We start from the raw sequence: 17,965 nt of genomic DNA, 5'->3' as shown, positions 1-17,965 counted from the left end.
CTCGCTCACCGGGGCGGCTTTCGCGCAGAGCGGCCGGGGCGCGAAGCCCCCATCCGGCGGCCGGGGAACGGGCCCGCCCCGCCCGCGAACCCCGGCCCATGACTACGACCCGGCCGGCGTCCCGCCCGACGGTCCCCCGTCCGCGGGCGCGCCTCCCGACGGCGCGCCACCCGCGGGCACCGGCCCGCCGGGAGGAACCGGCCCGCCGGAGGGCAGGGGCCCGAAGCCGCCCCCGTACACCCCCCACGGTTCCGGATCGCGCGGGGCGAACCCCGCGGTCAGTGCGAGGTGCACCGCCATCGCCGCCAGCGGCCACGCCAGCAGCACCCCCTTCGCCCGGAGCTGGAGCGGCGCGTCGAAGACCACGCCCTTGCCGACCGCCCGCGCGTGCGCGACCACGTCCTGGTCCGGTCCGAGCCACACCCCCAGCCGCCAGGCCAGCAGCGAGCCGAGCAGTCCGCCCAGCGCGAGCCCGATGACGAGGGCGACGCCGCCGCTCCTCCGGAAGAAGAAGACCAGTGCCCCGGAGACGGCCCCGCAGGCCAGCGCCAGCAGTACGAACGCGCCGTCGGCGCCGATCGCCTCCTCGCCCTCGCTGTTGCTCAGGAAGACGGCGGTGTCGTCGGAGATCAGCGGGACCCGGGGGGCCAGCCACAGCCAGAGGAGTCCGAGCACGACGCCCGAGACGGTCACGAGCGCGGTGACGGCCGCGGCCCGGCGCAGGTCCGCCCCGACGTCCTTCTTCCCGGGCTCCAGCAGGCTCCCGTGGTGACCGTCGGACCCTCCGGAACCGCCGAGGCCACCGGGGCCGCCGAAGCCACCGGGGTGCCCCGGCCCGCCGCCCCGGTTGGGCGGGGTCTGCCAGGGGTCGTTGGACGAGGGCTGGTGAGGCGGCGTCAGAGGTGCGGTCACCGCCCCATCGTGCCAGGCGCGCCCGGACCGCGCCTCACCGGACCGCTGCCCTGCGGTACGCCCAGGTCGCCGCGGCCAGCGCGAGGACGCCGACGACGGCGCAGACGCCGAGGTCCAGCGCGACGGCCGCCCAGTCGGGGCGGGCGTCGAAGGACCGGGAGAGCGCCTCGACCCCGTAGGTGGAGGGCAGCAGGTCCCGGGCCCAGCCGATCGGGGCGGGCAGCCGGTCCGCCGGGAGCACGCCGAGCAGCAGCGCCGCCGACATGCCCAGCTGGCCGAGCAGGGTGGCCAGCTCCTGCCGGGGCGCGAGCAGTCCCAGCGCCGCGCCCAGCCCGGAGAGCGCCGCCCCGGCCAGCGGGATGACGGCGGCGAGCACCCACAGGTGGGTCAGCGGCAGCCCGAACAGCACGCTTCCCGTCACGGCCGTGACGACGGTGCCGGGCACGGTGAAGGAGGCGTACGCCCCGGCCGCGCCGAGCACCACGGCGGCGGGCGGCACCGGCAGCGTGGCGTAGTGGTCGAGCCCGCCGCCGGCCCGCAGCTGCCCGAAGTACTGGGCGAGGAGGTTGAGCGCGACGAAGGCCACGACGAGGACGCTGGACCCGGCGACGACGGCGCGGGCCTCCGCGCCGCCGTCGACGACCCCGCGCATCAGCACCATGATCCCGACGGACTGGAACGTCGCGACGAAGAGCAGCGGGATCCGGGCGACCCGGGCCCGGGACAGCTGGGCGCGGTAGACGGCCGCGAGCGAGGGGAACATCCGGGCCCTCGGGGCGAGCGGCGCGGGCACCATCCCCTCGTCGCCGCGCCCGCGCCCGGCCGTGCCGGTCCGGCCGTCGTCGGCGGTCCGCCCGTCCGTACCCGGCGGGACGGATCCCACCGCGTGGTCGGGAACGATGCTCGTCACCTGGCGCTGCTCCTGTTCGTTCCCCGCCCGGCCGTGCACGCGCACCCGGTCGCCCCGCCCACCCCGGTCATGACTTCACCAGTTCCTCGTTCACGGCCCCGCCGAGTGCGAGGTAGACGTCCTCCAGGCTGGGCGTCGCCAGCGTGAAGTCGTCGAGTGCGGCGAAGGCCGCCCCGCCGGTCACCGCGGCGACCGCCGCCCGTGCCTCGTCGGGGCCGAGCCGCATCACCCAGCGCCGCCCGGACTCCTGGGCCGAGGGCCGCAGCGCGGCCACTTCGGGCACGTCCAGGGGGGCGCGTTCCCGCCACACCAGCTCGACCCGCACCTCGCCCGCGACGCGTTCCTTGAGCCCGGCCGGGGTGTCGCAGGCGATGACCCGGCCGCGTTCGATCACGGCGACCCGGTCGAGGACCGTCTCGGCCTCGATGACGTTGTGGGTGACGAGCAGCACCGTCGTGCCGCGCTCGGCCCGGCGCCGGTCCACGGCGGCCCAGACGGCCCGCCGGGCGACGGGGTCCATGCCGGTCGTCGGTTCGTCCAGCACGAGCACCGGCCGTTCGCCGACCAGCGCGGCGGCGAAGCAGGCGAGTCGCCGCTGTCCGCCGGAAAGCTTCTTCAGGGCGCGTCCCGCGATCTCGGCGAGGCCCAGTTCGTCGAGCACGGCGTCGCGCTCGGCGCGGGCGTCCGCCGCCGTGAGGCCGCGCAGCCTCCCGGTGGTCTCGGCGGCGAGCGACACGGTCAGCTCGTCGAGCGCGGTGGACTCCTGCCCGAGGTAGCCGATCAGCCGGGCGGCCCGTTCGGGGTGGCGCACGAGGTCGTGGCCCAGCACGTCCACGCTGCCGGAGTCGGGGCGCATCAGTCCGGTGAGCTGTCTCACCAGGGTGGATTTGCCGGCGCCGTTGGGGCCGAGCAGTCCGAAGATCTCGCCGCGCCGCACGTCCAGGCTGATCCCGTCGGTGGCGCGCACCTCGGGTGTGGCGGGTGTCCCCCGGCGGCCGCGGGCTGCGGGATAGGTCTTGACCAGATCACGCACCGCGCACACGGTCCCGGTCGCCGTCTGCGCCTGTGCTGTGCCCGTACTCACGAGGTACGAGGGTACGGGGTCGGGCGCCCCGGATCGTGCCCGGGGCCGTGCCGGTGGGGCCTCGGCACGGTGTTCGGCGGCCGGATGTCGCGCCCGGGGCCGACCGGCACCACCGCCCCGCCGCACACCCGTACGGCTCCGCGCACCACTGTCCGGACCGGCCGCCGCCACCGGGGCCCGGCGGCACGGTCACGCGACGGCACGGCCGCGCGGCGGCACGACGACGGCGTCGCCGGGGCGCGCGCCGCACGGTCCGTCAGCCGCCGGACGGGCCCGTCCGCTCCGCCGTCACCGGGGCGTGCTCCGCCGCGGCCCGTACGTCGACCTCCCGCCAGAACCCCGCCCGGATCGCGTAGCGGTCGTGCTCGTCGATCTGGTCGTCCTTGTGGGCGAGCAGGCCGAACCGGGCGGCGTAGCGCAGCAGTTCGCCGTCGATGCGGTGCGGGATGCGCGGGTACATGGTGGACAGCTTCTGGAGGTGGACGGTCTCGGGCAGCCGTTCCATCCAGCGCCGGGCGAAGACCTGGCCCACCTCGAAGGGGTCGCCGCCGACGGTGGTGATGTCCTCCTCGCGGTCCGCCCAGCGCTGTTCGGCGCTGGTGAGCTGGGCCAGGGTGGGCAGGGAGGCCGTTTCGGCGGGTTCGCCCAGCGGTCCGCCGCGCTCCACCCAGCCCCGGTCGGACGACCAGCGCAGGGTCGCCCCGGCGGGCGGGGGCGCGGCGGTGTGCCGGTCGGGCTGGGCGACGGGGCCGCGCAGGCTGCCCGCCAGGTCCTTGGGGGTGGGGACGCCCCGCCCTCCGCCCGCGGGCCGGTCGGCGGCGGGGCTCTCCCCGGGCGGCGGGACGGCGGGGCCGGGCTCCTGCGCGCGGGCCTCCGAGGCGCGCTCGGCGGAGGCGGCCAGCGCCGCCTCGGGCAGCGGCGCGGAGAGGATCGCGGCGATCTCCGGGCGGGGAGCGGGCGGCGGGGCGCAGACGCCGGTGTCCCTGGCCCGTACGGCCTGGGTGATCCAGGCCCGGTCGAGCACCCTTCGTTCGTCGGCCTCGGCCACCAGGTCCTCGGACTGGTTGTAGTCGCCGTCGGCGGCCTGGACGGCCCACAGGTGGACGGCGACGCCGTGCTCCTTGGCGGACATCAGGCCGGGCAGCAGGTCGCCGTCCCCGGTCACCAGCACCACGTCCGAGCAGGCGCGGTTCCTGGCGAGTTCGGTGAGTTCGGCGTGCATCGCGGCGTCGACGCCCTTCTGCGCCCAGCGCCCGTCGCTGCGGGTGAGGGCGCCCAGCCGGACCGTCACCCGGGGCATCACGCGCAGTCTGCGGTGCTCGGGCTGCGGCACCCGGTCGGGAGCGCCGTCGAACCAGTAGATCCGCAGCAGCGGCTGCTGCGTGTCCTCCTCGGCCCGCTCCCGCAGGCCCCGGATGAGGGCCGCGTGGTCGACGGTGATGCGGGAACGGGCGGGCTCTCCGGCCAGCAGGCTCGCGGCTGCGCCCAGCAGATAGCCGGCGTCCACCAGGACGACGCAACGGTCCACGCGTTCCACCCTCTTCCAGAAGTTCGGGTGCGGTCTTTGCCCGGGGTTTCCTTCGAGTCTGCCCGACCGCGCAGGGGTTGACGGCCGGAACTCGATCATCGGCGTGGCGGATCCGCAAAACCTTGCGGGACATGTCACCACTACGCACGGTAATGATCCAACATGCACCGTTCGTCCCGACATGTGAATCTGAACGCGGTCCTGGCCCCGAGATTCCCCACAGGAGGAACACCACCATGGCCAAGAACAAGAACCGCAAGCAGGGCAGCCAGCAGAACCGCGCGGCCGGTCCGGACCGCGGCGCGGAGCAGGCCAGGGAAACCGCGTACGAATCGCAGATACAGTCGCAGTCCCAGGCCCAGGGCAGCCCTGCCGATGTTGCTCGTAAGCACCAGCGGCGCTTCGGTCACAACTGACCCGGCCGCTTCCCGGTCCGGTCCCGGGCCGGACAGGCGGACAGGGGCGCTCCCGCTCTCGCGGGGGCGCCCCTGTCGCGCGTGGTGACGGCGGACTCAGCCGGCCAGGCAGGACGGGCCGAGCAGCACCTTCAGGTCGCCGAAGAGCGCCGGGTCGGGCTGCACCCGGTGCCGGTCGAGCCGGAGCACGGTGGTCTTGCGCGGGCCCTGGAGCCTGATCCGCACCTCGGTGTTGCCCCGGTGGTTGTTGAGCACCTCACCGAGCCGGCTGACCATGGGCGGGGTGATCTTGACCGTGGGGATGGTCAGGACGACGGGCGCGTTGGTCCCCGCCGAGGAGAGGTCCGGGACCTGCATCTCCATGGCGACCAGCCGGGGCACGTCCTCCCGCTTGTCGAGCCGTCCCTTGACGAAGACGACGGTGTCCTCGACGAGCTGGGTGGAGACCAGCTGGTAGGTGGCCGGGAAGAACATGCACTCGATGGAGCCGGCGAGGTCCTCGACGGTGGCGATGGCCCAGGCGTTGCCCTGCTTGGTCATCTTGCGCTGGAGGCCGGAGATGATGCCGCCCACGGTGACGACGGCGCCGTCGGAGTGCTCGCCGCCGGTCAGCTGGGAGATCGAGGCGTCGGCCTTGTCGGACAGCACGTGCTCCAGCCCGAACAGCGGGTGGTCGGAGACGTACAGGCCGAGCATCTCGCGCTCCTGGGCCAGCAGGTAGGACTTCTCCCACTCGATGTCGGAGAACTCGACGTCGAGCCCGAAGCCCGGCTCGTCGCTCTCCTCCTCGCCCATGCCGCCGAAGAGGTCGAACTGTCCCTCGGCCTCCTTGCGCTTGACCTGCACCACGTTGTCGATCATCGGTTCGTGGTGGGCGACCAGGCCCTTGCGGGTGTGGCCCATCTCGTCGAAGGCGCCGGCCTTGATCAGCGACTCGACGGTGCGCTTGTTGCAGACGACCGCCTCGACCTTGTCCAGGAAGTCGGGGAAGCTGCTGTACTTCCCCTTCGACTTGCGGCACCGGATGATCGAGTCGACGACGTTCTGGCCCACGTTGCGCACGGCGGTGAGGCCGAAGAGGATCACGTCGTCGCCCTGGGCGGCGAAGTTCGACAGCGACTCGTTCACATTGGGCGGCAGCACCTTGATGCCCATGCGGCGGCACTCGTTGAGGTAGACGGCCGACTTGTCCTTGTCGTCCTTGACCGAGGTCAGCAGCGCCGCCATGTACTCGGCGGGGTAGTTCGCCTTGAGGTACGCGGTCCAGTACGTGACCAGGCCGTACGCGGAGGAGTGCGCCTTGTTGAACGCGTATCCGGCGAACGGGACCAGCACGTCCCACAGGGCCTGGATGGCCTCGTCGGAGAAGCCCTTCTTCTTGGCGCCGGCCTGGAAGAGGACGAAGTTCTTCTCCAGCTCCTCGGGCTTCTTCTTGCCCATCACGCGGCGCAGGATGTCGGCCTCGCCGAGCGAGTACCCGGCGACGATCTGGGCGGCCTTCTGGACCTGCTCCTGGTAGACGATCAGGCCGTAGGTGAGGCCGAGCGTCTCCTTGAGCGGCTCCTCCAGCTCCGGGTGGATCGGGGTGATCTCCTGGCGGCCGTTCTTGCGCTCGGCGTAGTTCGTGTGCGAGTTCATGCCCATCGGGCCCGGCCGGTAGAGGGCCGAGACGGCGGAGATGTCCTCGAAGTTGTCGGGCTGCATCTGGCGCAGCAGGGAGCGCATCGGACCGCCGTCGAACTGGAACACGCCGAGCGTGTCGCCGCGGCAGAGCATCTCGTACGTCTTCGGGTCGTCCAGCGGGAGGGCCAGCAGGTCCAGCTTGACGCCCTTGTTGGACTCCACCATCTTCACGGCGTCGTCCATGATCGTGAGGTTGCGCAGGCCGAGGAAGTCCATCTTCAGCAGGCCGAGCGACTCGCACTGCGGGTAGTCCCACTGCGTGATGGTGACGCCGTCGGTGTGCCGCACCCAGACCGGGGCGTGCTCGACGATCGGTTCGCTGGACATGATGACGCCGGCGGCGTGCACGCCCATCTGCCGGACCAGGCCCTCGACGCCCTTCGCGGTGTCGATGACCTTCTTCACGTCCGGCTCGTTCTCGTACATCCCCCGGATCTCGCCCGCCTCGCTGTAGCGCGGGTGCTTGGGGTTGGTGATGCCGTCGAGGTCGATGCCCTTGCCGAGGACGTCGGCGGGCATGGCCTTGGTGAGCCGGTCGCCCATCGCGTACGGGTAGCCCAGCACGCGGGCGGAGTCCTTGATGGCGTTCTTCGCCTTGATCTTGCCGTACGTGCCGATCATGGCGACCTTGTCGGCGCCGTACTTCTCCGTCACGTACCTGATCACCTCGACGCGCCTGCGCTCGTCGAAGTCGATGTCGACGTCGGGCATGGAGACGCGCTCGGGGTTGAGGAACCGCTCGAAGATCAGCCCGTGCTCGATCGGGTCGAGGTCGGTGATGCCCATGGCGTACGCCACGATCGAACCGGCCGCGGAGCCACGGCCGGGGCCGACCGCGATGCCGTTGTTCTTCGCCCACATGATGAAGTCGGCGACCACGAGGAAGTAGCCCGGGAACCCCATCTGGATGATGACGTCCATCTCGTACTCGGCCTGCTTCTGCCGGTCCTCGGGGACGCCGCCCGGGAAGCGGCGGTTCATGCCGACCCGGACCTCCTCCTGGAACCAGGTGATCTCCGTGTAGCCGTCGGGGATCTCGAACTTCGGCATCAGGTCGCGCTTCTCGAACATGCCGGAGGTGTCGATCTGCTCGGCGACCAGCAGCGTGTTGCGGCACCCCTCCTGCCAGGCGTCGGAGGAGTCGACGGCGTACATCTCGTCGGTCGTCTTGAGGTAGTAGCCGGTGCCGTCGAAGCGGAAGCGGTCCGGGTCGGAGAGGTTCTTGCCGGTCTGGATGCAGAGCAGCGCGTCGTGCGCGGTGGCCTCGTTCGCGTAGGTGTAGTGCGAGTCGTTGGTCACCAGCGGCGGGATGTTGAGCTTCTTGCCGATCTCCAGCAGCCCGTCGCGGACCCGGTGCTCGATGTCGATGCCGTGGTCCATCAGCTCCAGGAAGTAGCGGCCCTCGCCGAAGATGTCCTTGTAGTCGGAGGCGGCCTGGACCGCCTCGTCGAACTGGCCGAGCCGCAGCCGGGTCTGCACCTCGCCCGAGGGACAGCCGGTGGAGGCGATCAGGCCCTCGGACCACTGGGCGATGGTCTCCTTGTCCATGCGCGGCCACTTCTGCAGCCAGCCCTCGGCGTAGGCGTCCGAGGACAGCTTGAAGAGGTTGTGCAGCCCCGTCGAGTTCGCCGCCCAGATCGTCTTGTGGGTGTAACCGCCCGAACCCGACACGTCGTCGCGCTTCTGGTGCGGCTGGCCCCACTGGATCTTGCGCTTGTGCTTGCGCGACTCCGGGGCGACGTACGCCTCGATGCCGATGATCGGCGTGACGCCGGCCTTCTTCGCCGAGTGGAAGAAGTCGTAGGCACCGTGCAGGTTGCCGTGGTCCGTCATCGCGATGTGCGACATGCCCATTTCATTACAGGCATTGAACATGTCCTTGAGCCGCGCGGCACCGTCCAGCAGCGAGTACTGGGTGTGGACGTGGAGGTGCGTAAAGGGCGGCTTGGTCACGGCGCTGTGCCTCCGATGTGCGGCTGCGGCGCGGAACGCCTCGATGAGGGGCGGCGGCCGGGCGGCGGGCGGGCGGGTTGGGGGACAGCGTGGAAGTCTACGTCTTCGCGGTGACGGACGACGGGCACTCCCGGGTACGGTCGCGCGTTGTAGGGACCGGGAAGCCTGTCCCATTTGTCAGGCACGGCCGTCATGCACGTCAGGTATCAGGAGGCACCCGGAGATGTCGGAAGCACGGACCGGCGCGGAGCGGCGCGGCGAGCGGATTCTCGAGGTCTTCGACACCGCGTTCGGGGAGCTGCTGGCCGCCGACCCGGCCGCCTTCCGGGTCAAGTTCCGCAAGATGGCGGGCTCTGCCTTCGCCTTCTACCGGGGCACGGCGTGCCTGTTCTACAGCGATCTGGAGCAGGAGCGGCACGGCGGCCCGTACCTGGACGAGCGGACCGGCCGGGTGTGGATCCACGGCGATCTGCACGCGGAGAACTTCGGCACGTACATGGACGCCAACGGCCGGCTGGTCTTCAACGTGAACGACTTCGACGAGGCGTACGTCGGCCCGTTCACCTGGGACCTCAAGCGGTTCGCCGCCTCCGTCGCGCTGATCGGGTACGCGAAGGCGCTGGGCGACGACCAGATCACCGAGCTGGTCCGGGTCTACGCCGCGGCCTACCGCGAGCGGATCCACATCCTGGCGGCGGGCGCGAAGGGGGACGAGGTGCCCCCGTTCACGCTCGACACGGCCGAGGGCCCGCTGCTGGCCGCGCTGCGCGACGCCCGGTCGCTGACCCGGTTCGGGCTGCTGGAGTCGATGACGGAGATCCGGGACTTCGAGCGCAGGTTCTCCCCGGGCGGCGGCTCGATCGACCTCGACGCGGCGACGCGCTACAAGGTGCTGGCCGCCTTCGACGGCTATCTGGAGACGCTGCCGGAGTCGAGCCTGGCCCGCCCCGACTCGTACCGGGTGAAGGACGTCGTCGGCCGTCGGGGCATCGGCATCGGTTCGGCCGGGCTGCCCTCGTACAACATCCTGCTGGAGGGCAACAGCGACGCCCTGGAGAACGACGTGGTGATCTACCTCAAGCAGGCGCAGACGCCCGCGGTCTCCCGGCACGTCACCGACGCGGCGGTGCGCGACTACTTCCGGCACGAGGGCCACCGCACCGTGATCTCCCAGCGCGCCCTGCAGGCGCACGCCGACCCGTGGCTCGGCTGGACGGAGCTGGACGGGGCCGGGCAGCTGGTCGCCGAGGTGTCCCCGTACGCGGTCGATCTCGACTGGTCCGACATCGACGAGCCGGAGGAGATCGCGGCGGTCGTCGCCGACCTCGGCCGGGCCACGGCGACGATGCACGCCGCGGCGGACGACGAGAGCGGCCACTCGCTGGTGCCGTTCTCCACCGAGCGGGCGATCGACGCGGCGATCGCGGCGGACGAGGAGGGCTTCGCCGGCCTGCTGGTGGACTTCGCCCACGACTACGGCGCCCGGGCCCGCGCCGACCACCAGATCTTCGTGGACCTCTTCCGCAACGGCCGCATCCCGGGGCTGTAGCGGGGCATCCGCCGAGGCGGCACGAGGGGGGCGGCTGAAGCCCGACCGCCCGTGCGACGACCGCCGGCGGTCGGCCGGATCCCCCTCCCACCCACTCCGCCACTCCACGGAAAGTGCCTTGGCACCAGGGTTTCCTCCTTGTACCGTCACCGATGTTGATCTTGACCAGCTCATCAAGGAGGACCCCTGTGAATCGTCGAGTCACGCTGGCCGCCGCCGCCTGCATAGCTGCTGGCGCCTCTCTTCTCGCCGTGCCCGCCAACGCGGCCGAGCGCGACACGTCCGTGCAGGCCTCCTCGGACGTGTCGGTCGCGAGCAGCGACAGGGTCAAGTGCACCAGCCTGAGCAACGGGCAGCTCTGCATCTCCCTCAACACGAGCCCTTCTCGCATCGAGATCATCTACACCAAGAAGGGCGGCTCGACCATCAAGGCAAACCTCGGGTACCGCGTGTCCAGCACGTCCTGGAGCCCGTTGAAGACCATCAGCAACGGTGAGCGGGCCGTCGCCACCTGGAACATGAGCTACCCCTGCGGCAAGAAGTACGTGGGGCTGATCAAGGTGCAGGGGCAGGGGACCTTCGAGACCCCGGCAGCCACCCCGCCCTGCGGCTGACGGTTCACGGAGAGGCGATCCGTCGCCTCTCCGCCCACTGACGGGGCCGTGACCGGAGGAGACCGCTGAAGAGCCCGGCGAGCCGGGCCGTGCGGTACGTCACGGGAACGGGCGTCGTCCGCGTACCGGGGGTGCGCGGACGACGTGGCCGTGCGGCGGAATGCGCGGGCCCGGCGCGGGGGAACGGGTCGGCTCGGGGGAACGGGCCGACACGGGGATACGGGCCGGTACAGGCCGATACGGGCCGATGTGCCGCCCCGCCGGGCGGGGCGGCGGCGCTCCCGATACGAACGGTCCGGGACCTGTCTCGTCCGGCGCACAGGTCGGCATGGCACACTCCTGGACGATGGACATATCCGGGACGCAGCTCAGGGTCGTGCGCGCGGCGCTTTTCACAGCGCTCGTCGTCACGCTCTCCGTCGCGTCCCATGTACTGCTCTCCCAGGTCCCGCTGCCGCTGACCGTGGTCGGTCTGCTGGCCTGCGGGGTCTTCGCCACGGCGTACGCGCTGGCCGGCCGGGAGCGCGGCTTCGGCGCGATCGCCGGGCTGCTGGTCCCGCTGGAGCTGGCCGCCGACACCGTCTTCACCACCGGCCAGCACCTCTGCTACGGGGCGGCGGGCGGCCCGATCGCCGGACCGCTGCGCTCGGTCGGCGTCGATGTGCTGTGCGGGGGCGGCGAGGTCGGCAGCGGCGTGGCGGGGGCCGCCGACGTCGGCACCCCGCTCACCTCGGTGACCGATGCCGGGCACACGGCGGCCTCGCTGCTGGCCTCCCCCGGCCCGGCGGTGCCGTGGCTGCTGCTGGCCGCCCACGTGACGGTCGGCCTGCTCGCCGCGGCCTGGCTCCGGCGCGGCGAGGCGGCGCTGGTCGCCCTGCTGGGCGCGGCCGCCGCCCTGGCGTTCCGGCCGCTGCTGATCGCGGTCGCCGTGGCCGGTACCGTCCGTCGCTGCGCGCGCCGCCGGGCGCGGCCCGCCGGACACGGCCCGCACCCGCTCGTCCGCACCCGCCCGCTCGTGCACTCCGTGGGACGGAGGGGACCGCCGCGCTCGGCCGTCATCGCCTGAGCACACGCATCCCCACCGACGTACCACCACACCCATGGAGAGAAGAACATGAGCAAGCGCAACAGCCAGGCCAACAAGGCGGCGGCCCGCGAGCGTCTGCGTGCCGAGCGCGAGCGGCAGGCCAAGCGGGACAAGACCCGCCGGCAGATCGTCGTCGGCGCCTCGATCGTGGCCGTCCTCGCGGTCGCGGGCGGCGTCGGCTGGGGTGTCATGCAGCTGAACAAGCCGTCCCACTGGGAGGCGGCCAAGGACGCGAAGAACGTCACCGCGCCCAAGAACACCTCGGGCGAGAACGGCACCACCGTCGTCATCGGCAAGTCGAGCGCCAAGAAGACCCTTGAGGTGTACGAGGACTCCCGCTGCCCGGTCTGCGCCACGTTCGAGCAGGCCGTCGGCGAGACGGTGCACAAGGACGTCGACGCCGGCAAGTACAAGCTCAAGTTCATCGGCGCCACGTTCATCGACGACGTCTCCGGCGGCGGCGAGGGCTCGAAGAACGCGCTGAGCGCGCTCGGTGCGGCGCTCGACGTCAGCACGGACGCCTTCCTCGACTACAAGGCCGCGCTCTACTCCGCGAAGTACCACCCGGAGGAGAGCGACGACAAGTTCAAGAAGGACTCCTACCTGATCGAGATCGCCGAGTCGGTGGACTCGCTGAAGGGCAACGCCGACTTCAAGAAGAACGTCGAGGACGGCACGTTCGACAGCTGGGCGATGAAGATGTCCGAGAAGTTCGACGACAGCGGCGTGAGGGGCACCCCGACGCTGAAGATGGACGGCAAGAAGCTCACCGACGGCCAGAGCGAGAACGCCCCGATGACGCTGGAGGCCTTCAACACCGCGATCACGGCCGCGCTGAAGGGCTGACCGGACGGCGACGCCCCGACGACGGGTCCTCGACGGGCAGGCGAACTTCCCTTGTTCGCCTGCCCGTTGGCTTTACCCGCCAGTAGGATTTTTGTCCGTGACCAGTCACCAGAGTTTCTCGCCGCTCTCCTCCCCCAGCCGCCGCACGGTCGTCAAGGCCGCTGCCGCCACCGCCGTCGCGGCCCCCGTGCTGGGCGCCGCCACGGCCGCGCACGCCGCGGCCGGACCCGCCTTCCTGCACGGCGTCGCCTCCGGCGACCCGCTCCCCGACGGCATCCTCCTGTGGACCCGCATCACCCCGTCCCCGGACGCCGTACCGGGCTCGGGCCTCGGCGCCGACACGGCGGTGCGCTGGGAGATCGCCGAGGACAAGGGGTTCGCCCGGGTCGTCGCAAGTGGCACCACCGTCGCGCGGGCCGCGTCCGACCACACCGTCAAGGCCGACGTGCGGGGCCTGAACCCGGCCACCGCGTACTGGTTCCGCTTCACGGCGGGGGACGGCGCGGAGACCGTCTCGCCGACCGGCCGGACCCGGACGGCCCCGGCGGCCGGGGCGGCCACGTCCGGCGTCCGGTTCGGCGTGGTGTCGTGCGCCAACTGGGAGGCCGGGTACTTCTCCCCGTACCGTCACCTCGCCGCCCGCGCCGACCTCGACGCCGTGCTCCACCTCGGCGACTACATCTACGAGTACGCCACGGGCAGTTACCCGGACGCGAAGTACGTCGTGCGGCCGCACGAGCCGAGGCACGAGATCCTCACCCTCGCCGACTACCGCACCCGGCACGGCAACTACAAGACGGACACCGACCTCCAGACCCTGCACGCCACCCACCCGGTGATCGCGATCTGGGACGACCACGAGTTCGCCAACGACACCTGGTCGGGCGGGGCGGAGAACCACACCCCGGGCGCGGAGGGCGCCTGGGCCGACCGGGTCGCGGGCGCCAAGCAGGCGTACTTCGAGTGGATGCCGGTCCGCGCCTCCACCGAGGGCACCGTCTACCGGCGGCTGCGCTTCGGCGACCTGGCCGACCTCCACCTCCTCGACCTGCGCAGCTTCCGCTCCCAGCAGGCGAAGATCGGCGACGGCGCGGTCGACGACCCGGAGCGCACCATCACCGGCCGGGCACAGCTGGACTGGCTGAAGGCGGGGCTGGCCGGATCGGACGCCACCTGGAAGCTGGTCGGCACGTCGGTGATGATCTCGCCGGTCGCCTTCGGTTCCGTGCCCGCGCACCTGCTGGAGCCGCTGGCCGAGCTGCTGGGCCTGCCGAAGGAGGGGCTCGCGGTCAACGTCGACCAGTGGGACGGCTACACGGACGACCGCAAGGAGCTGATCTCGCACCTGCGGGACCGGTCGATCACCAACACGGTCTTCCTGACCGGTGACATCCACATGGCGTGGGCCAACGACGTCCCGGTGAAGGCTGCGACGTACCCGCTCTCCGCCTCGGCCGCCACCGAGTTCGTGGTGACGTCGGTGACCTCGGACAACATCGACGACATCCTGCACGTGGCGCCGCAAACGGTCTCGGTGATCGCGGCCGCCGCGGTCAAGGCGGCCAACCGCCATGTGAAGTGGGTGGACATGGACTCGCACGGCTACGGGGTCCTCGACGTGACCGCCGAGCACTCGCAGATGGACTACTACGCCGTCTCCGACCGGACGAAGCGGGACGCCACGTCCACCTGGACGCGCTCGTACCGGACGCTCAGCGGTACGCAGAAGGTCGAGCGGGTGGACCGCCCGGTGCGCTGAGGGATCATTTTCAGCCACCCTCTCGTATGTTGACGGTGGATTACGTCGTCACGGCGGGTGGCGTGTCCCACGGACCGAATGGGGACACACCACCCGCCGGGGTAACGCCCACGGTTACGTCGCCGTCTCAAACTCCGGAACCGGGGAAAGATTCCTCCCGCTTTCCCCCCTTTGACACGTGCCCGATTGGGCTTGATCATTCCTCTTCCGCGTATGGCATGCGCACGTAATCTCCCGGCGGCGGGTGAGGAAATGCCTCCCCCCGACACATCCGCAAGGAGTCTCCGTGCGCACTCTTGCCCGTATATCGCCGCGTATGCGTAACCGTGCGATCGGCACCGCCGTCCTGGCCGGAACCCTGGCCCTGGCGCCGCTCTCCGCTCCTTCCGGCTCCACCGCCTCCGCCGCCGCCAAGACCTCCGCGGCCTCCGCCCAGAAGTGCGCGGACGACACGGGCGCCTCCGCCACGGCCCGCGAGGCCCGCCCCTCGGGCACCGCCCACACCGACGACCCCAACGAGGTGACCGCGACCCAGGCCAAGGCCATGGACGCGCAGTTGAAGCAGAGACTCGCGGACCGGCGGGTCAACGGCCCCTCGCTCGCCGCGGGCGCCACGATCCCGGTGTACTTCCACGTCGTGCACTCCGGGACGACCGGCAAGCTCAGCGCGGCCGACATCGACAGCCAGATGAAGGTCCTGAACGACGCCTACGCCGGGCAGGGCACCGGCAACACCGACTCCGGCTTCCGGTACACGCTGGCCGGCACGGACTACACGGACAACAGCTCCTGGTACGACGGCGTCGCCCCGGGCTCCGCCGCCGAGAAGGCCATGAAGTCCTCGCTGCGCAAGGGCGGCGCGAACGCCCTCAACATCTACACCGCCAACCTCGGCGGCGGCCTGCTGGGCTGGGCCACCTTCCCCAGCTCGTACAAGTCCAACCCCTCGGACGACGGCGTCGTCATCCTCGACAGCTCGCTGCCCGGCGGCTCCGCCACCAACTACAACCAGGGCGACACCGCCACCCACGAGGTCGGCCACTGGCTGGGGCTGTACCACACCTTCCAGGGCGGCTGCAATGGAAACGGTGACTACGTGGACGACACCCCGGCCGAGAAGAGCCCCGCGTACGAGTGCCCGACCGGTAGCGACTCCTGCACCAAGAAGCCCGGGGTCGACCCGATCCACAACTTCATGGACTACACCTACGACTCGTGCATGACCCAGTTCACGACGGGTCAGGTGCAGCGCATGAACGACAGCTGGACCGCCTACCGGGGCTGATCCGCTCCGCACCCGTGACGGGCCCCGCGGTGGGCGGGGCCCGTCACGCGGTCACAGCGTGGCGAGGAAGCCGAGCGAGACCTTCCAGGCCAACTCGGCCGACGCCTGGTCGAAATCGGGCAGTTCGGGATCGGTGAAGAGGTGCCCCGCGCCCGGGTAGCGGTAGATCTCGACGTCGGCCCCGGTCCGCTGCATCTGGAGGTACCAGGTGTTCAGCCAGTCATGCGTCTCGAACGCGTCCGGGTCGGCGACGTGCAGCTGCACCGGGAGTTCGTCCACCGAGGCGTTCTCGGCGATGTCCGAGGTGCCGTGGAACATCAGCAGCCCGCGGGCCTTCGCGTCGCCGAGCGCCAGGGTCTGCGCGGTGGAGGCCCCGAACGAGAAGCCCGCGTACACCAGGCCCCGCTCGGAGTAGGGCGCGGCGGCGAGCACGGCCCGCCTGAGCAGCTCGTCCTTGCCCACCTCCTCCTTGAAGGCCAGGCCCTCCTCGACGGTGTCGAAGGTGCGGCCCTCGAAGAGATCGGGCACCTGCACCTCGTGTCCGGCGGCCCGGAGCCGGTCCGCGGCCGCGTGCACCGCGGGGCGCAGACCGTACGTCGAGTGGAAGAGCATGATGTTCATGGGGCCATGGTGCCAGCTGCGGCCGGGCCCCGGAGCCGGGCCAGGGCCCGGAGCCCGGCCGACCGCTCCCCTGTCCACCGGCCCACCGCTCACCTGCTCACCTGCTCACCTGCTCACCTGCTCACCGCAGACTGCGCACGTCCAGCTGCCGCAGCACCCGGTCGACGATCTCCGGATCCGTCCCCGCCTCGTTGCGGGCCGAGAGCACCGCGTGACGGGCGGCCGACATCATCTCGCGCTGGACCCGACCGACCGCCTTGAAGCGCTCGGCGCGCTGCGCGTACGCCTCGCGGCGCTCGTCGTCGACCATGTCGGGGCTGATCCGCGCCCCCATGTCGTACGCCATCCGCTGCAACCGCTCGGCGACCTCCTCCGGGAAGTCCTCCTCCGCCCGGATCTCCTTCAGCCGCTGCTTCGCCGCCCTGGCGGCGCGGATCGCGAGGTCCTTCTCCAGCGCCTCCTCGGCCGCGGTGTCCGCCTTGACGTGGAGCTTGCGCACCAGCCACGGCAGCGTGAGCCCCTGCACGACGAGCGTGGCCATGATCACGGCGAAGGCGATGAAGACGATCTCGTCACGTCCGGGGAACGGCTGCCCGTCGTCCGTCTCCAGCGGGATCGCGAGCGCCAGCGCCACCGAGGCGACCCCGCGCATCCCGGACCACCACATCACGACGGTCTCCCGCCAGCTGGTCGGGATCTCCTCGCTGACGTCGCGCCGGGTGTGCAGCCGCTTGGCGAGCCAGGTCGCGGGCAGCAGGTACAGCAGCCGTACGCCGACGACGACCGCGACGACGGCCAGGCCCCAGCCCAGCATCTGAAGTTCCCGCCCGTCCGACGTCCCGAAGACGTTGTGCAGTTCGAGGCCGATCAGACCGAAGGCGACGCCCGTGACGAGGGTGTCGACGATCTCCCAGAAGCTGCGGCCGGTGAGCCGCCCGAGCACGTCGTCGGCGTCGGCGGTGTGCTCGGCGAGGAAGAGCGCGGTGGTGAGGACGGCCAGGACGCCCGACCCCTTCAGCTCCTCCGCGAGCACGTAGCTCACGAACGGCACCAGCAGGGTGAGGCCGACCTGGAGCGTGGCGTCCCCGAGCATGCCCATGAGCTTGATCGTGAGCCAGCCCAGCACGAGGCCCACCGCCACGGCGACGACCGCGGAGAGGATCAGCAGCCCGAACGCCTCCGGCAGCGAGAAGGTGCCGCTCACCGCGGCGGCGATCGCCACGTGGTACAGCACGATCGCGGTCACGTCGTTGAACAGTCCCTCGCCCTCCAGGATGGAGACGAGCCGGCGCGGCAGCCCGACCGACCCCGCGACGGCCGTCGCGGCGACCGGGTCGGGCGGGGCGACCAGCGCACCGAGCGCCACGGCGGCCGCGATGGGCAGCCCGGGGACTATCGCGTTGGCGACCGCGGCAACCGCGGCCGTGGTGACGAAGACCAGGGCGACGGCCAGCAGAAAGATCGGTCGTTTGTTGGCGGCGAACTGTCGCCAGGAGGTGCGCTGCACCGAGGCGTAGAGCAGCGGCGGCAGCAGCGCCGGAAGGATGACCTCGGGCGGGATGTCCACGTTCGGCACGAAACTGACGAACGCCATGCCGACTCCGGCGAGCGTCATCAGCACCGGCGCGGGCAGGCCCAGGCGCTCCCCGAGCGGAACCGTCACCACCGCCCCGAGCAGCAGCAGGAGGAGCAGTGCCATTTGGTCCACGGGATGCCTT

The 17,965-nt window shown here is 71.5% G+C and carries 14 protein-coding genes; 7 read left to right on the top strand and 7 right to left on the bottom strand.

Features of this window, described 5'->3' with window-relative positions; translation table 11 throughout:
• Positions 1-102: 102 nt before the first annotated feature.
• The 4 genes from ABZZ04_RS13145 to ABZZ04_RS13130 form a co-directional block, all read right to left on the bottom strand.
• Positions 103-912 carry an ABC transporter permease gene (locus tag ABZZ04_RS13145; protein ID WP_356932279.1) on the bottom strand — a complete coding sequence of 270 codons (810 nt, stop codon included), beginning with the start codon at positions 910-912 and terminating at the stop codon, positions 103-105.
• A gap of 34 nt (positions 913-946) precedes the next feature.
• The gene (locus ABZZ04_RS13140; protein ID WP_356932285.1) at positions 947-1,708 is read right to left on the bottom strand and encodes an ABC transporter permease; all 762 of its coding nucleotides are present in this window, start codon (positions 1,706-1,708) and stop codon (positions 947-949) included.
• Positions 1,709-1,889: 181 nt separating this feature from the next.
• A complete protein-coding gene (locus ABZZ04_RS13135) occupies positions 1,890-2,864 on the bottom strand; it encodes an ABC transporter ATP-binding protein (protein WP_356932284.1) in 975 nt (324 codons plus the stop codon).
• A gap of 298 nt (positions 2,865-3,162) precedes the next feature.
• Positions 3,163-4,443 (bottom strand): NYN domain-containing protein, encoded by a 1,281-nt coding sequence (locus tag ABZZ04_RS13130; RefSeq protein WP_356932278.1) that lies wholly within the window; start codon positions 4,441-4,443, stop codon positions 3,163-3,165.
• Between the two features lie 227 nt (positions 4,444-4,670).
• On the opposite strand from ABZZ04_RS13130, the gene ABZZ04_RS13125 reads away from it, so the two are divergent.
• On the top strand, positions 4,671-4,850 hold the full coding sequence (locus ABZZ04_RS13125) for a hypothetical protein (protein ID WP_356932277.1): 180 nt from the start codon (positions 4,671-4,673) through the stop codon (positions 4,848-4,850).
• A 96-nt stretch (positions 4,851-4,946) separates the two neighbouring features.
• On the opposite strand, the gene dnaE is transcribed toward ABZZ04_RS13125, so the two are convergent.
• A complete protein-coding gene (gene dnaE, locus ABZZ04_RS13120) occupies positions 4,947-8,486 on the bottom strand; it encodes a DNA polymerase III subunit alpha (protein ID WP_356932276.1) in 3,540 nt (1,179 codons plus the stop codon).
• A gap of 223 nt (positions 8,487-8,709) precedes the next feature.
• Between dnaE and ABZZ04_RS13115 the strand changes: the two genes are divergently transcribed.
• The 6 genes from ABZZ04_RS13115 (at position 8,710) to ABZZ04_RS13090 (ending at position 15,626) form a co-directional block, all read left to right on the top strand.
• Entirely contained in the window at positions 8,710-10,035 is a 1,326-nt protein-coding gene (locus tag ABZZ04_RS13115) for a DUF2252 domain-containing protein (protein ID WP_356932275.1), read from the top strand.
• A 188-nt stretch (positions 10,036-10,223) separates the two neighbouring features.
• On the top strand, positions 10,224-10,649 hold the full coding sequence (locus tag ABZZ04_RS13110) for a hypothetical protein (protein ID WP_356932274.1): 426 nt from the start codon (positions 10,224-10,226) through the stop codon (positions 10,647-10,649).
• 346 nt (positions 10,650-10,995) lie between these two features.
• Positions 10,996-11,715 carry a hypothetical protein gene (locus tag ABZZ04_RS13105; protein ID WP_356932273.1) on the top strand — a complete coding sequence of 240 codons (720 nt, stop codon included), beginning with the start codon at positions 10,996-10,998 and terminating at the stop codon, positions 11,713-11,715.
• 48 nt (positions 11,716-11,763) lie between these two features.
• Entirely contained in the window at positions 11,764-12,582 is an 819-nt protein-coding gene (locus tag ABZZ04_RS13100) for a DsbA family protein (protein ID WP_356932272.1), read from the top strand.
• Between the two features lie 97 nt (positions 12,583-12,679).
• Positions 12,680-14,341, top strand: coding sequence for an alkaline phosphatase D family protein (locus ABZZ04_RS13095; RefSeq protein ID WP_356932271.1), 1,662 nt, complete (start codon positions 12,680-12,682; stop codon positions 14,339-14,341).
• Positions 14,342-14,657: 316 nt separating this feature from the next.
• Positions 14,658-15,626 (top strand): zinc metalloprotease, encoded by a 969-nt coding sequence (locus tag ABZZ04_RS13090; RefSeq protein WP_356932270.1) that lies wholly within the window; start codon positions 14,658-14,660, stop codon positions 15,624-15,626.
• A gap of 51 nt (positions 15,627-15,677) precedes the next feature.
• On the opposite strand, the gene ABZZ04_RS13085 is transcribed toward ABZZ04_RS13090, so the two are convergent.
• Both ABZZ04_RS13085 and ABZZ04_RS13080 read right to left on the bottom strand, forming a co-directional pair.
• Complete coding sequence (locus ABZZ04_RS13085; RefSeq protein ID WP_356932269.1) at positions 15,678-16,247, bottom strand: dienelactone hydrolase family protein; 570 nt, start codon at positions 16,245-16,247, stop codon at positions 15,678-15,680.
• Positions 16,248-16,368: 121 nt separating this feature from the next.
• Entirely contained in the window at positions 16,369-17,955 is a 1,587-nt protein-coding gene (locus ABZZ04_RS13080; protein ID WP_356932268.1) for a Na+/H+ antiporter, read from the bottom strand.
• Between the last annotated feature and the right edge of the window lie 10 nt (positions 17,956-17,965).

It is taken from the genome of Streptomyces sp. NPDC006435, assembly GCF_040612315.1.
In the GTDB taxonomy this organism is placed as follows: domain Bacteria; phylum Actinomycetota; class Actinomycetes; order Streptomycetales; family Streptomycetaceae; genus Streptomyces.
Note: the sequence above shows the minus strand (reverse complement) of the source record. Positions and strands in the feature narration are given on the sequence as shown.